We start from the raw sequence: 13,660 nt of genomic DNA, 5'->3' as shown, positions 1-13,660 counted from the left end.
CAGGTGGGACCGGACAGCGGGGTTGCCCGGTGCGACAGGGATGGGCTCGGCGTCACCGAATAATCAACCCCGTCGGGGAGTCCAGGAGGTGTCGAGTCCAGTGGACCACTGCCTAGGCTCGCGGGCATGCCGGACACGCAGTACGAAGATCTGCTCCGCCGCGTGCTCGACACGGGCGCCCGCAAGGAGGACCGCACCGGCACAGGTACGCGGTCGGTCTTCGGCCACCAGCTGCGCTACCGGCTGTCCGACGGCTTCCCGCTGATCACGACGAAGAAGGTCCACTTCCGCTCGATCGCGTATGAGCTGCTGTGGTTCCTGCGCGGCGACGCGAACGTCACGTGGCTACAGGAGAACGGCGTCACGATCTGGGACGAGTGGGCGGCGCCGGACGGTGATCTCGGCCCGGTCTACGGCGTGCAGTGGCGGTCATGGCCGACTCCGGACGGCGGGCACGTCGACCAGATCAGCGAGGTGCTGCGCACGCTGCGCGAGGACCCCGACTCTCGGCGGATCATCGTGTCCGCGTGGAACGTCGCCGATATCCCGCGGATGGCGCTGCCGCCGTGCCACGCGTTCTTCCAGTTCTACGTCGCCGACGGCGAGCTCTCCTGCCAGCTCTACCAGCGCAGCGCAGACCTGTTCCTCGGTGTGCCGTTCAACGTCGCGAGCTACGCGCTGCTGACGCACATGGTCGCCGAGCAGGTGGGCCTCGGCCTCGGCGACTTCGTCTGGACCGGAGGCGACTGTCACATCTACGACAACCACGAGGACCAGGTCCGCACACAGCTCGCACGCCAGGCGCGACCGTTCCCCACGCTGAGCCTGAAGCCGGCGGACAACCTGTTCGCCTACACCTACGAGCACATCGCACTCGACGGGTACGACCCTCACCCCGGCATCAAGGCACCGGTGGCGGTGTGATCGGGCTCGTCTGGGCGCAGTCGGCGAACGGTGTCATCGGCCGCGACGGCGCGCTGCCGTGGCACCTGCCGGAGGACCTCAAGCATTTCCGCTCGCTGACCGCAGGCGCGACCGTGCTCATGGGCCGCCGTACATGGGAGTCGCTGCCGCCGCGGTTCCGGCCGCTGCCGGGCAGGCGCAATCTTGTGCTGTCGCGCACGCCGCAGGAGGGCGTGGAGACGTTCCCCGACCCGCCGCAGGCACTCGCTGCGGTGTCGGGGGACGCGTGGGTGATCGGCGGCGCGGCGGTGTATCGGGCGGCGCTGCCGTTCGCGGATCGGATCGTGGTCACCGAGATCCGAGAGTTCTTCGACGGTGACACCCACGCGCCGGATGTCGGCCGCTCGCCGGACTCCGTCGGAGCATGGCAGGAGTCGTCGACCGGGCTGCACTACCGGTTCCTGACCTGGGACCGGGCTTCGAGATCGGCGCCCTAGCCGCTGGACTGCAAGATCGATCTCGGCTAGCGATATCGCCATGCATTAAATCGCCTCGAAACTTTTCACGTCCTTCGGCATGGTCCAACACTCGGCCCACGACGTCGTGGGTTCTGCCTACGACGAAGCCACGCGATGCTCGCCGGAGTCGCCTGGAGTCGCCGGGGGAAATGGCTCAGGTTGCCGTTACCAGGAATACGTACCGGTTCATGCTGTACAGGTAGTCGCCTTCAGCGCTGCGAGCGCGAAGATCGGCGCGCCACGCTTGGGCATCGGCCTCGGTCAGGCCCTGCCGACCTACGACGAAGTCGGCCATCGTGTCCATCATGCGGCTGCTGAACGAATCCGCCGCCATCTGCGGGTTGAACATCACGTACACCTGCTGTCCGGTGATCTCGAATCCGGATCGGCGCAGCAGCCCGGGGAGGGTCCGCGGCAGGCGCGGGTGCGCGAGGTGCTCCTCCCACGCCGCCAGGACGCGTCGGTGCAGCTCCCGGTCGGCCGTGTGCCACACGAGCGAATCCGCGTCCGTGTCGAGGATCAACGCTCGCCCGCCGGGCCGCAGGACCCGTCGCAGCTCGCTGAGCGCCCCCGTGATGTCGACAACGTACTCATAGACCTGTGTCGACACCGCGGCGTCGAATGTGCCGTCGGGATACGGCAGCGCGCCGGCGTCTCCTTCGTCGGTATGGGCCCATGGCATACCGTTGGTGCGAGCGGCCGCTAGCTCGTTCATCGCCGCGCTCTGCTCCAGACCGTGCGTCGCGCCCGTCGGGCCGACCGCATGTGCGATCGACGCCAGCAGATAACCCGGCCCGGATCCGACGTCGAGCACACGCTCGCCGGGCTGTGGGGCGAGCAACGACATCACATATTTCCGTTGCGCCTCGACATCAGGGCTCGCATACAGTCGCTCGGTACGTCGCGCGCCGTTGCCGTCGAACTTCAACATGGTCATATCTCCCGTACTACTACGTGGGCCCGTCGCAAGCCTCGGTGTCACAGTCGATCAACGCCACCGGATCCGTCCCGATCATTGTGTGGGGTACCCAGGGGCCGGCCGCCACGGTCGGGATGGGGCCGCGGCCGTCGTACCGGGAGGCGGCAGGGTCAACCGGTCAGTCGGTGCGGACCGCCGCGGGCCGCCGCGGGCGCCTGCCGTCAGGGGTTCCATGCCGTCATCGTCTAGCTGCCACCACAGTGGCGCCACGACCAGTTGCCTCCTTGCTGGGAGGCATGGCCTCCCAGCCGAGTTAGCATGGCGAGCGTGGAGCTGCGCCAAGTGCGCTACTTGGTTGCGGTCGCCGAGGAGCTGAACTTCAGCCGAGCTGCCAAACGCCTGCTGATCGCAGGCCCCTCCCTGTCCCAGCAGATCAAGGCGCTCGAACGGGATCTGGGCGTACGCCTGTTCGATCGCGACCGCCGCTCGGTGTCGCTCACTCCGGCCGGGGCTGCTCTACTGCCGTACGCCCGTGACCTGGTGGAACGGTCCGACGACCTCAAACGCCGCGCCGTCCGGCTGTCCGAGTCCGATCCGGTACGGCTCGGCTACGTCACGTGGCTTCCGGCCGACCTGCCCACCCGTACCGCCGCCGCGGTACGGCTGCTCCTCGACGTGTGGACCGGGCCCTCCCACACGCAGGCCGACCGAGTCGCCGACGGCAGCCTGGACCTCGCGGTGTGCTGGGTGCGGACCGAGGACGTGAAACGGCGCGGCCTGCACGCCCGGACCATCGGCGCCCACTGGCTTTACGCCGTTGCCGCCGATACCGATACCGGCGAAATTCCCGCCCGGGACACCGTCATCCTGGTCGACGACGACACCACGTCCTGGTCGTCCTGGAACGCCTACGCCGAGGAACTGGCCCGGGGCACCGGCGCACGCGTGGTAGGCATCTCCGACGGAGGCATCACGGGCCCGGCCTTCTTCGACCACGTCCGCCGCAGCAGCCGACCGGTGATCTACGCCCCCATGGGCCACTCCACGCCCCTGCCGCGCGACCTGGTGCGACGCCCGGTCGTCACCCCGGAAATCTATTGGACCTGGCTGCTCGTCTGGCGTGCGAATGAAGACCGGCCCGCCGTCCTCGCCGCCGTCGACGCACTCTGCGAGGGCGTCGGCGATATCGGCATCCACTCCTCTGACGCATGGGTCCCGGAGGGAACCGACACCGGCGCTCGGCACCACCGCTGACGTGGTCGACCCTGTGAACGACACCGCCGGCGCTCCGTGGCCCCGATGCCAGCGCTTGCGCGACCGCATCGCCGGTCCGCGGGTGCGCGGCCGCTAGATGCGGTGCTCGGTGAGCGCGTCGGCGCTGAGTTGCTGGGCCGTTCGCGACCGGTCGATGTCGGAGAGGAACACCGCGACGTAGAGGGCGTCGAGCACCGCGATGTGGGCGATGCGACTGGTGATGGCTTCCATGCGGAAGTCGGTCTCGCGGGACCCGGCGACGAGCGCGACGTCGACGAGTTCGGTGAGCGGGGAGTTGAAGAAACTGGTGATGGCGATGGTGGCAGCGCCGGCTTGCTTGGCGGCGCGGACCGATCCGAGAGACTCACGTGTCTGCCCCGTGTGACTGAAACACAACAGGACGGCGTCCGGGCAGAGCAGCCGGGCAGCGACGTGCTGGACATGCGGATCGTAGGGGGCCTCGGCCCGCAGGCCCGCCGTGCGGAAGCGGTAGCCGGCGTCCTGGGCGAGCGGTCCGGAGGTGCCGACGCCGATGCACAGGAGCTGTCGAGCACCACGCAGCAGGTCGACAGCCCGCGTGAAGGACGCGGCGCTGACCGTGTGGGCGGCCGCGGTGACAGCCGTCGCCGTGCTGGCGAGGACCTTCGTCAGGATCGTGGCCGTGGGGTCACCGACGACGACGTCCTCGTGCAGGCCGCGGTCGGCGGGGATGGTCTCGGCGGCCAGACGGATCTTGAGGTCGGCGAAGCCGCGAAGCCCGACGTCCTGGCAGAACCGCACCACCGTGGCCACCGACGTCTCCGTGCGTTGGGCGAGGTCGGTGACGGTGAGGTGGATGACGTCGAGTGGGTTGTCCAGAATCGTCTGACCGATGCGGCGCCCGCGGGTGGTGAGCGCAGGCATGCGGGCTCGGATGTGTGCGACGACGGAGCCTGCAGGCGGATCGCCGCTGGCTGTGGTCACGGGGCGAATGATGTCACGACCGCTGCCACAGGGCCGCGGTGGCGAGTTCGGCCCCCTGCACGAGGCTGCTGAGCTTGGCCCAGGCGAGCTGTGGCGACACGGCGAGGAAGGTGGCGTAGGACGCGAAGCCGCAGTCTGTGCCGGCGAGGACGTGTTCGCGGCCGACGATGGAGGCGTAGCGGGTGATGCGTTCGGCGACCAGTTCGGGGTGCTCGACGTAGTTGCTGGAGGTGTCGATCAGGCCCGGGATGATGACCTTCTCCTCGGGCAGCTGCACGTCGTGGAAGACCTTCCACTCGTGGGAGTGGCGGTGGTTGGCCGACTCGAACGCCAGCCCATTGGGGCGCAGCCGCAGGACGGTGTCGATGATGTTGTGGAGCTCGATGTCGCGATGGTGGGGCCCTTGGTAGTTGCCGTAGCAGAGGTGGACTCGCACCCGATCGGGATCGATGTCGCGGACTGCGTGGTTGATCGCGTCGACGTGCACGGCGGCACGCTGCTGGAAGGCGGCGACGTCGAGGTGGGTGTACTTGATGTGGCGGCCCATCGCGAGATCGGGCGCGTCGATCTGCAGGATGAACCCGGCGTCGGTGATGGCCTGGTACTCCTCGCGCATCGCCTCGGCGAGGGCGAAAAGGTAGGCGTCCTCTGTGTCGTAGTGCGCGTTCGGCAGGTAGAGCGAGATGACGCCGGGCGACGCCGCGTTCATGAACGGTTCGACTCCCGCCTCCTCCCCCAGCGCGGCGCGGAAGTTGTCCATGTCGGTACGGAGGTCCGCCTGCCCGATGTAGGTCACCTCGCCGGTACAGCTCGGGGCGGTGGTAGGAAGGCCTGCGAGTGAGGTCTCGGCCATTCCGGGGTAGTCGTCGAGGTCTGCGATGCGCAGGCCGCCGCCCTCGGGGACCTCGGCGTCCTCGAAGCCCGAGAGCCGCTCCGTCACGTAGGTCGCGTAGCCGATCTTGCTCATCTCCCCGTCGCTCACCACGTCGAGGCCTGCGTCAGTCTGGGTGCGAACCACGTCCGCGACTGCGGCGCGGATCGTCGCGGGCAGGCGATGCAGCGCGTCCGAGTCGAGGGTGCCGTTCTCGCGGGCCAGGACCGTTTCGGCGAGGTCGGCAGGCCGGGGAAGGCTGCCGACGTGAGTGGTCAGGATGCGGTCTGTGCTGCGTCTCATCGGATGCCTCCACGGCGGGGACGGAGATGTCGAAGTTAGGGAGCCGACGAAACCTGTCACCGAACGCGGCGTGAACACCGTAATGAAACTTCGTTTCATCGTTGGTTGCTCTCTTGAAGACCTCATCCGACGCTATCTAACGTCCGTAGCCATGACGACGACATCCCGGGCCGAGGAAGCCGGCGGGGCAACTCCGACAATCGAGCGCTACCGGTCCGCCGTCCTACGCCTCGCGGGGTTGTCGGCGTGATCTCCACCCGTGCGTCCGATCCCATGGTCGTGCTCGCCGTGGGCGACGTGGTCGGCGCAGAGGCGGCCGGCTGGCTGGCCGACCGGCTCCCGGCCCTGCGCGAAGAGGTCGCAGCCGACTGGGTCGTGGTGAACGCCGAGAACTGCGCCGTCACCGGCCCGTCGCCGATGAACGGGTTCGGGATGACCGTCGATGTCGTCGACACCCTGCTCGAGGCCGGCGTCGACGCGATCACCGGCGGCAACCACTCCTGGGACGGTCCCGACGTCGACACGGTGTTGGCCTACGCCCAGGTGGTGAGGCCGGCGACCCGACCATGCGCGGGCACGTCCTGCCACGTGGCACCGGCTTCGTCACGGAACTGGGCATGACAGGCCGGCTCGGTTTCACCGGTGGCGGCTTCGACCCCGCGCATTTCGCCGCGAGACTGCGAGGAGAGGACATCTCGGCGCTGCCCCCGTACGAGCTGGCGACCGGTCCACTCGCACTGGGCGCCGTCGCCATCCACCTCGACGTGGCCGGCTCCACCCGAACCATCACGCGAATCCACTAGACCCCGCGCCCGCTCGGGGTCAGCACAGAAGACACTGTTGATCGCCTGCCGTCTCGGGGCCGCTCTGCCGCACAGCACGCCTCCCGGACGAGCGCCGCATCGACAGATTGGGGAAGTCCGTACCAGTGGACACTGGTCGCAGCCAGCGGCAGCGGGCCATCCTCCGATTCGCGGTCGACCCCGCACAGGATCTGGTCGCATACGCTCGGCGGCTCTGACCGGTCGCTAGCCCTGGGCGCCGCGCGCGGCGCGCCATCAGTGCGAGGTGACGGGGACGCCCATCCTGCCGAAGAACTCGACCATTCCCCGTGGAGAGTCGTCGGCGAAACACAGATCGAGCCCACGGGCGGACTGCCGGGCGGCGGCCTCGGCGCGCGGGAACATCGCCGTCTCGTACTGGTGGAGCGCGCCCTCCACGTCGTCACCGTGCTCGATCAGCGCCAGCGCCAGCTCACGGGCGTCGTGCATCGCGGCGTTCGCGCCCTCGCCTGCGAATGGCGACATCAGGTGGGCGGCGTCGCCGATCAGGGTCACGCCCGGGATGCGCGGCCACGAGTGGCCGATGGGCAGGGCGTAGATCCGGCGAGCCACGATCTCGTCGTCGCAGTGGCGGATCAGGTTGGTCAGCGCCGGGGTCCAGTCGGCGAACTCCGCCAGCAGAGCGGTGCGGGCGGCGGCCACGTCCGACCAGTCGACGCCGCGCGTCTCGATCCAGTCAACGGCGGTCCGCAGCATGGCTCCCAGGTGCAGGTCGCGGCCTCCGTGCCCGCCGAGGTTCTTGTTGTCCGACAGGGCGAACAGGCTCCCGGTGCCGACCAGGGCGGCCGAGGCGGGCAGCTTGGTCGGGGCATCGGTGACGTGGAACTCGACGTAGCTGATCCCGGCGTACTCCGGGGAGGCACTCGAGAGCAGGGGCCGGACTCGCGACCAGGCGCCGTCGGCCCCGATCAACAGATCGGCGGTCCGGCGCGAGCCGTTGGCGAAAGCGAGCTCGAACCGTCCGTCGTCCAAGCGGTGGGCCCGGCTGAGCTTGTGGTCCCAGACGATCCGTCCCGGGTCGAGCGAATCCAGCAGCAGGGCGCGCAGTTCCGTCCGGTCGATCTCGGGTCGTCCGCTTTCACCCGACCCGTCGTCAGGGGCCTGGTCGATGAAGACGGTGCCCGCCTTGTCCATCACCCGCATCGCCTCCGCCTGCGGCCGGGTCAGCCGGCGGAACTGCTCGTGCAGTCCCGCTTCGCGCAAGGCCAACTGGCCGGACTCGACGTGCAGGTCGAGCAGGCCGCCCTGCCGCCGGGAGTCGGCGGTGGCGTCGAGTTCGTAGACGGTGCTGGCGATGTCGTGCTGCTGCAGGATGCGGGCCAGCACCAGCCCGCTGAGGCCGCCGCCTACGACGGCGATGGACAGGGCGGACGAAGAGGGCATGTCGATACCTCGAATTGCGTCGGCGGTAAGACGTGTACAGCGTATGCGACTGGTCGAGTACACCGTAAGCGTCCCGTAGGATTCCCGCAATCCACGCGAGGAGCGCTGCCGTGACCGACGAACCGCCGCCCGTCATCTGGGCACGTCTCTCCAGCCAGGGGCGGGGGCCAGCGCGCACCCTCGACCACAGGGCCATCACCGCGGTCGCGATCGCCCTGGCCGACGAGGACGGGGTCGACGCGGTCTCGATGCGCAAGGTCGCGGCGCGGATGGACCACAGCCCGATGGCGCTCTACCGGCACGTCGGCAGCAAGGACGACCTGACCGAGCTGATGTACGACGCGGTGCTGGGTGAGTTGGACCTGACCGGGATCCCGTCCGGGAGCTGGCGGGCCGACGTCGCCCGGCTGGCCCGGGAGACACGCCGGCTGCACCACGCCCACCCGTGGATCGCCCGGTTCGGGCACCGGCCGACCCTCGGGCCCAACGCCCGGCAGTTCCTCGAAGCCGGTCTGGCCTGCGTGGACGGGCTCGGTCTCGACATCGACGCGATGATGGACCTGCTGTCCACCGCCCTGCAGTTCACCCGGGGGTTCGTCGTGCAGGAACTGGGAGAGGTCGAAGATCAACGGCGCACCGGCCTGGACTTCGCGGGCTACCAGCGCCAGACCGGGCCGTTCATCTCGAAGTTGCTGCAGGAGGGCAAGCTCCCGTACCTGCGGCGGCTGATCATCGAGGCCGAGGACTCCCCCGATCCGGACGTGGTGTTCGAACGTCGCCTGACGATGGTGCTCGACGGGCTGGCGGCGGGGATCGGCCGCCCGGGCTGACGACGGGTTCATCTCCCGACCGATAGCGGAGGGCGGCGGGAGAGCTCAGCCCTGGCGCTCGTGGACCGGCTGGAGCTCGGCTCGGGGGCGGTGGCGATGCGGTACGAGCAGATCCAGACCCACGACGAGCAGAAGCGCCTGTCGAGAAAGATGTCGAAAACGACCCTGAGCGTTCCCAGGTCGCGAGGCAGCCTGGCGATCGCCGGACGCGGCCGCTACAGCGTCGCGGAACCAGGACGTCGGCGCAGCTCCCCGAAGACCAGCGGCACGAACAGGACGCACAGTACGGCGATGACCACGGCGACCCACTGGGTGGCGACCTCCAAACCGTGCTGTGCCGCCAGCAGCCCGAGCCCGATCACCGGAGCGCCGAGACCGAGGTAGCTCACCACGTAGTAGGTACTCGTGACCGCGCCACGCTCGGACGGCGGGGTGGTCTCGGTGATCTCCCGCAGCGCCCCGGAGTACACGAGCCCGTGCCCCACGCCGGTGCTCAGCATGGCCGGCACCGTGACGACAGCGCCTGCACCCATGTCCGCGAGCACGAGCAGAGCCAGACCGAGGGCCAGTGCGCCCAGTCCCCAGGCCTGTGCGGGCAGCGGGCGCAGCCGCCGGAACACCAGCTGCGCCGCGCCGGAGGTGCCGATCATGAGTGCCAGCGCACTGGCCGTGAGTGCCAGGTTGGTGGTGCCGAGCAGGTCACCGACCAACGACGGCAGCACCGCGGAGAACGCTCCGAGCACACCCCAGGCCAGGAACGACGAGGCGCTCGCCACGAGGAAGGTGCGACGGACATCCGCCGGGACACCGAGGCGGGCCGGGCGCCACCGACCGCCTGCGGCAGCTGCTCGTCCCGGCGCCGCGCAGACCACCGCCACCAGCGCGACCACCACTGCCGCGGCGTGCACGACGAACGCCAGCTGCAGTGGTGCCGGTGCGTACTGGGCCAGGAGCCCGCCGAGCAACGGCCCCACCGCCAGACCGAAGGTGATGCACGCTGTTGCGGTCATGGCCACCCGCCGATGGCCCCGCGCGGGGTCACCGGGCATGATCCGCCCGACACTGTCAGCCAGGGTCGCCTGGGCGGCCGCGGTGGCCGCCCCCATGCCGAACCCCTGGGCCAGGCGGGCCGCGAACAACCAGCCGACACCCTGCGCGGAAGCGAACAGCGCGTCACCGGCCAGGAACGCGAGAAGCCCGACGATCATCGGCACGCGCCTGCCCACCACGTCGGAGAGCGGTCCGAACACCAGCAGGCAGGGCAGGATCACCGCGACCGCGATGGCGTAGAGCAGGGTCTGCGTCAGCGCGGAGAATCCCAGATCGGCACGAAACGTTCCGTATAGAGCGCTGGGCAGGTTGTTGCCGACGTACAGCACGGCCAGAGCCACCGCTCCCGCCATGAACGCCGGTGATGCCCATGCCGCACGCGGAGCGGCGTGACGAATCCGGTTGAGCATGGGGAGCAGCGTAGGCCTTCAGACTTTCGTTTCACCAGTCAGCGAGGCACCGGCAGGCAGTGTCCCTCCCCACAGGTCCGACGTCAGATCGAGGTGAACGGGTCGTCGGGGTCCGGTCAGGGCCCGCGGCCTGAACGACGTCGTCCATCTCGGGTGAGATCACGTACGCCTCGACGTACGAGGGGTAGGACTCCCATGCGCAATCAGGGCGCGGGTACGAAGCGGGGGCCGCTGGTTTCAAAAGCGGAGAGGTTCTGCCGCACGTATTGTTCGACCGACAGCGGCGGCTGCCCACCCAGCTTCTCGATGTTGTCGTTGGTGCCGGCGAACACGCCGTTCTGGTAGTCGACGGCGACGTTGCTGAGGTGCTGGACGAGATGCTCGTCGTGCCCGCGCTCGCGCATCGCCAGGGCGAACTCCTCAACGCTGATCGGCTCGTAGTGCACGGGGATGCCGAGTGAGGTGGCCATTACCCCGGCGATCTCGTGGTGGTTCTGCTCGACCGGGCCGTGCAGGGTGTAGACCGCGTGGTTGTGCGGTTCGGGGTCGCGCAGCAGCGCGGCGATCACGCGGGATTGGTCGGCCGCGGCGATCGGGGCGTGGCGGCCCTCGCCGAACGGGAGCCGCAGATAACCCTCGCCACCCCGCCTCTCCCACTGCACCGTCAGCCATTCGGCGAAGAAGGTCGGCCGGATGTGTGTGGTGAGCAGGTTGGTCCGGTCGAGCAGACGCTCGCACAACCAGTGTTGCCGGGCGGCGTTGCTGCCCGCCTCGCGGCGGGCGGAGATCTGCGACATGTTGACCACCGACCGAACCCCGGCCTCGGTCGCCGCCTGGGCGAAGATGACGGTCGACTCCACCAGGCCCGGCAGGATCGGGTGGCAGAAGTAAACGCCGGTGACCCCATGCAGCGCAGTGGTCATGCCGTCGAGGTCGTGCAGGTCGGCCACGACGATCTCGGCGCCGGCCTCGGCCAGCGCGCGGGAGCGTTCGTCCTCCCGATGCACCATCGCCCGGGCGCGATGGCCGCGCTGGAGCAGCAGTTTGATCGCGCCGCCTCCGGTCCTGCCGGTCGCACCGGTGACCAGGAACAGCCTGTCATCGTGAGTCATCTGAACACCTTTCGTAGGACTACCACTTGCTGGCGAAGGGAGAACAGCGCGTCTCGGGGCTCGACTCTCGGACGCCGAGTGCTGTCCATGCGGTGACACGGCCTCTGTGGACGCAACAAGCCACTGGCCGTAGTCCTCGACGATCCGCACCACCTCGGCGGGCTCGCCGTCGATAGGGTGCGTCGCTCGTGTGGGTCCCGGAACTGTCACGGTTCCACAAATTCACGCCACGTCGGCGCTGTACGGACCTCCTGGACCGCCATCAACTGCGGATGAGATCGGCGGCTTTCTCGGCGATCATGATCGTGCCTGCGTTGGTGTTTCCCCGCACGATTCGTGGCATCACGGAGGCATCCACGACGCGTAGTCCGCCCATTCCGCGCACCCGCAGGTGGGGGTCCACGACGGCGTCGTCGCCTGTGCCCATCGCGCAGGTGCCGACCGGGTGGTACATGGTCTGCGTCCATCGGCGGGCATACGCGGCCAGGGCGCCCTCGTCGAGGTCGGTCGGGATCGGAAGCAGCGGTTCGACCAGGTACTGCGCCACAGGGTCGGTCTCCGTCATGGCGATCGTGTTCTGCAGTCCGTGGACGAGATCGTCGAGGTCGCGCTGGTCGTCGTACAAGGCGAGGTCGATCTCCGGACGGCCCAGGGGGTCGGCCGATCGCAGTTTCACGGCGCCGCGGCTGCGGGGCGCGAGCAGCGAGACGGCGGTCGTGAAGCAAGGGCGGCCGGGCGGAGCGAGGGTGTCCGCGAACGGCATAGCGCCGGCGTGCACCTGCATGTCGGGCACGGTCAGGCTGCCGCGGGTGGAGAAAAAGGCGCACATCTCGGAGGGGCTGGTGGCCAGGGGGCCGCGCCGGCGCTGGGCCCAGAGTGCCCGTGCCTCCGGGGTGGCGGCGAGGTCGGCGAGGTCGGGTCCCGTGATCACCTGGATCACCGGCACGGTGGGGTGGTCGTGCAGGTTGGACCCGACTCCTGCTAGGTCCACGACGACGTCGATGCCGAACTCACGGAGGTGGTCGGCGGGACCGATACCCGAGAGCAACAGCAGCTGCGGGGAGTTGATGCTTCCGCCGCACAGCAGGATCTCCGCGTCGGCACGGACGGCGACCTCGTCGTCTTTGCCGGCGCCGTCACGCTCGCGGTAGACGACACCGACCGCGCGGCCGTTCTCGACGACCACCCTGGTCACCTGCGCGCCGGTGCGGACCTCGAGGTTGGGCCTTCCCAAGGCCGGCCGCAGGTAGGCATCCGCCGCGGACCAGCGCTGCCCGTCGTGGCAGGTCAGCTGGAATGGACCGGCCCCCATCTGGGACTCGCCGTTGAAGTCGTCCGTGCGGCGCAGCCCCCACTCGGCCGCTGACTCCACCCAGGCCAGGCAGACCTCGTGATCGAACACCTTGTCCTCGACCCGCAACGGCCCGTCGGTGCCGTGAAGCGGCCCGGCCAGGCGGTTGTTGCCCTCCGCGCGGACGAAGTACGGCAGCACGCCGTCGAACCCCCAACCGGCCGCGCCGTGATGGTCACGCCAGCCGTCGTAGTCGGCGCGGTTGCCTCGGATGTAGACCATGGCGTTGAGCGAGGAGGACCCGCCGAGCATCCGGCCGCGCGGCATGCGGACCGAGGTGCCGGTGTGGGTCTGTCTGACGGTGCTATAGCCCCAGTCACACTCGGTGCCCATCAGCGTCGCGAAAGCCGCCGGGATCCGCACCGCCGGCGGCGTGTCCTCACCCCCGGCCTCCAGAAGCAACACCCGCCGGCCCGGGTCCTCGCTCAACCTCCCGGCCAGCACGCAACCAGCACTGCCGGCGCCCACGATCACGTAGTCGAACACGTCCATATAGGACACAAGGCTCCTTCAAGAATAGATCGAAACAACCGCGCCAGACCGTGAGCACGGATGCCACGAAACGCACCGGCATCCCAGCCCGCGAACGAAACCCTCGGCCCGACTCTCAGTAATCGAGCCCGGCCTATCCGCCCATCGCGGCGGTTGCGACCCCGAAGAGCTGCACGACCTGGTTGAGACTCATGAAGATGCTGATCAACTCGAAGACGAGCTGCTCCGGATGGTGGCGGCGGGCAGCCCACCCGCAGCCACCGCCTGGCTCACGTCTTCGGACAGCTGCCGCTGCCAGACCGCGAAGACCTCGACGATGTCGTGGATCGGTCCCGGCCGGATGTCGTACATCCCTCCCCAGCCCCCGTGACCCGGGAAGTCCCCGGTGACGAGCCGGTACTCGGGTTGGCTGCGCTCGGGCGGCGCCGTCGTGGGCACGCCCGAGCCGGGCGGGAATCC

14 protein-coding genes are annotated in these 13,660 nt (G+C 69.2%); 6 read left to right on the top strand and 8 right to left on the bottom strand.

Annotated elements, in window-relative coordinates; genetic code table 11:
• Positions 1-126 precede the first annotated feature (126 nt).
• Positions 127-924: a thymidylate synthase gene (locus tag ACQPZQ_RS16720; protein ID WP_433296696.1), complete on the top strand. Its 798-nt coding sequence runs from the start codon at positions 127-129 to the stop codon at positions 922-924.
• Positions 921-1,400 (top strand): dihydrofolate reductase, encoded by a 480-nt coding sequence (locus ACQPZQ_RS16715; protein ID WP_433296694.1) that lies wholly within the window; start codon positions 921-923, stop codon positions 1,398-1,400. Before ACQPZQ_RS16720 ends, ACQPZQ_RS16715 begins: the two co-directional genes overlap by 4 nt.
• Positions 1,401-1,575: 175 nt before the next feature.
• On the opposite strand, the gene ACQPZQ_RS16710 is transcribed toward ACQPZQ_RS16715, so the two are convergent.
• Complete coding sequence (locus ACQPZQ_RS16710; protein ID WP_433296692.1) at positions 1,576-2,349, bottom strand: methyltransferase domain-containing protein; 774 nt, start codon at positions 2,347-2,349, stop codon at positions 1,576-1,578.
• 318 nt (positions 2,350-2,667) lie between these two features.
• Here ACQPZQ_RS16710 and ACQPZQ_RS16705 point away from each other — a divergent pair, with 318 nt between their 5' ends.
• On the top strand, positions 2,668-3,594 hold the full coding sequence (locus tag ACQPZQ_RS16705) for a LysR family transcriptional regulator (protein WP_433296690.1): 927 nt from the start codon (positions 2,668-2,670) through the stop codon (positions 3,592-3,594).
• 93 nt (positions 3,595-3,687) lie between these two features.
• Here ACQPZQ_RS16705 and ACQPZQ_RS16700 read toward each other — a convergent pair whose 3' ends face one another.
• Complete coding sequence (locus tag ACQPZQ_RS16700; RefSeq protein ID WP_433296688.1) at positions 3,688-4,557, bottom strand: MurR/RpiR family transcriptional regulator; 870 nt, start codon at positions 4,555-4,557, stop codon at positions 3,688-3,690.
• Between the two features lie 13 nt (positions 4,558-4,570).
• Complete coding sequence (locus tag ACQPZQ_RS16695; protein WP_433296686.1) at positions 4,571-5,731, bottom strand: cobalamin-independent methionine synthase II family protein; 1,161 nt, start codon at positions 5,729-5,731, stop codon at positions 4,571-4,573.
• 246 nt (positions 5,732-5,977) lie between these two features.
• On the opposite strand from ACQPZQ_RS16695, the gene ACQPZQ_RS16690 reads away from it, so the two are divergent.
• Positions 5,978-6,352, top strand: a complete 375-nt coding sequence (locus ACQPZQ_RS16690) for a YmdB family metallophosphoesterase (RefSeq protein WP_433296684.1) — start codon at positions 5,978-5,980, stop codon at positions 6,350-6,352.
• Positions 6,349-6,534 (top strand): hypothetical protein, encoded by a 186-nt coding sequence (locus ACQPZQ_RS16685; protein WP_433296682.1) that lies wholly within the window; start codon positions 6,349-6,351, stop codon positions 6,532-6,534. The genes ACQPZQ_RS16690 and ACQPZQ_RS16685 overlap by 4 nt, the downstream gene beginning before the upstream one ends.
• A 255-nt stretch (positions 6,535-6,789) precedes the next feature.
• Here the strand turns inward: ACQPZQ_RS16685 and ACQPZQ_RS16680 are convergent, their stop codons facing one another.
• Positions 6,790-7,956: an FAD-dependent oxidoreductase gene (locus ACQPZQ_RS16680; protein WP_433296680.1), complete on the bottom strand. Its 1,167-nt coding sequence runs from the start codon at positions 7,954-7,956 to the stop codon at positions 6,790-6,792.
• 110 nt (positions 7,957-8,066) lie between these two features.
• Here ACQPZQ_RS16680 and ACQPZQ_RS16675 point away from each other — a divergent pair, with 110 nt between their 5' ends.
• On the top strand, positions 8,067-8,786 hold the full coding sequence (locus ACQPZQ_RS16675) for a TetR/AcrR family transcriptional regulator (protein ID WP_433296678.1): 720 nt from the start codon (positions 8,067-8,069) through the stop codon (positions 8,784-8,786).
• 215 nt (positions 8,787-9,001) lie between these two features.
• On the opposite strand, the gene ACQPZQ_RS16670 is transcribed toward ACQPZQ_RS16675, so the two are convergent.
• From ACQPZQ_RS16670 to ACQPZQ_RS16655, 4 genes are all read right to left on the bottom strand, one after another.
• Positions 9,002-10,246 (bottom strand): MFS transporter, encoded by a 1,245-nt coding sequence (locus ACQPZQ_RS16670; RefSeq protein WP_433296676.1) that lies wholly within the window; start codon positions 10,244-10,246, stop codon positions 9,002-9,004.
• Between the two features lie 203 nt (positions 10,247-10,449).
• Positions 10,450-11,358, bottom strand: a complete 909-nt coding sequence (locus ACQPZQ_RS16665) for an NmrA family NAD(P)-binding protein (RefSeq protein ID WP_433296674.1) — start codon at positions 11,356-11,358, stop codon at positions 10,450-10,452.
• A 262-nt stretch (positions 11,359-11,620) separates the two neighbouring features.
• On the bottom strand, positions 11,621-13,210 hold the full coding sequence (locus tag ACQPZQ_RS16660) for a GMC family oxidoreductase (RefSeq protein ID WP_433296672.1): 1,590 nt from the start codon (positions 13,208-13,210) through the stop codon (positions 11,621-11,623).
• Between the two features lie 195 nt (positions 13,211-13,405).
• On the bottom strand, positions 13,406-13,639 hold the full coding sequence (locus ACQPZQ_RS16655) for a hypothetical protein (RefSeq protein WP_433296669.1): 234 nt from the start codon (positions 13,637-13,639) through the stop codon (positions 13,406-13,408).
• Between the last annotated feature and the right edge of the window lie 21 nt (positions 13,640-13,660).

This window comes from Pseudonocardia sp. CA-142604, assembly GCF_050948475.1.
Classification (GTDB): Bacteria; Actinomycetota; Actinomycetes; order Mycobacteriales; family Pseudonocardiaceae; genus Pseudonocardia; species Pseudonocardia alaniniphila.
Note: the sequence above shows the minus strand (reverse complement) of the source record. Positions and strands in the feature narration are given on the sequence as shown.

Coding starts and splice junctions, on each gene's coding strand:
- ACQPZQ_RS16720 (WP_433296696.1), top strand. CDS start 127: ATGCCGGACACGCAGTACGAAGATCTGCTCCGCCGCGTGCTCGACACG.
- ACQPZQ_RS16695 (WP_433296686.1), bottom strand. CDS start 5,731: ATGAGACGCAGCACAGACCGCATCCTGACCACTCACGTCGGCAGCCTT.
- ACQPZQ_RS16685 (WP_433296682.1), top strand. CDS start 6,349: ATGACAGGCCGGCTCGGTTTCACCGGTGGCGGCTTCGACCCCGCGCAT.
- ACQPZQ_RS16680 (WP_433296680.1), bottom strand. CDS start 7,956: ATGCCCTCTTCGTCCGCCCTGTCCATCGCCGTCGTAGGCGGCGGCCTC.
- ACQPZQ_RS16670 (WP_433296676.1), bottom strand. CDS start 10,246: ATGCTCAACCGGATTCGTCACGCCGCTCCGCGTGCGGCATGGGCATCA.
- ACQPZQ_RS16665 (WP_433296674.1), bottom strand. CDS start 11,358: ATGACTCACGATGACAGGCTGTTCCTGGTCACCGGTGCGACCGGCAGG.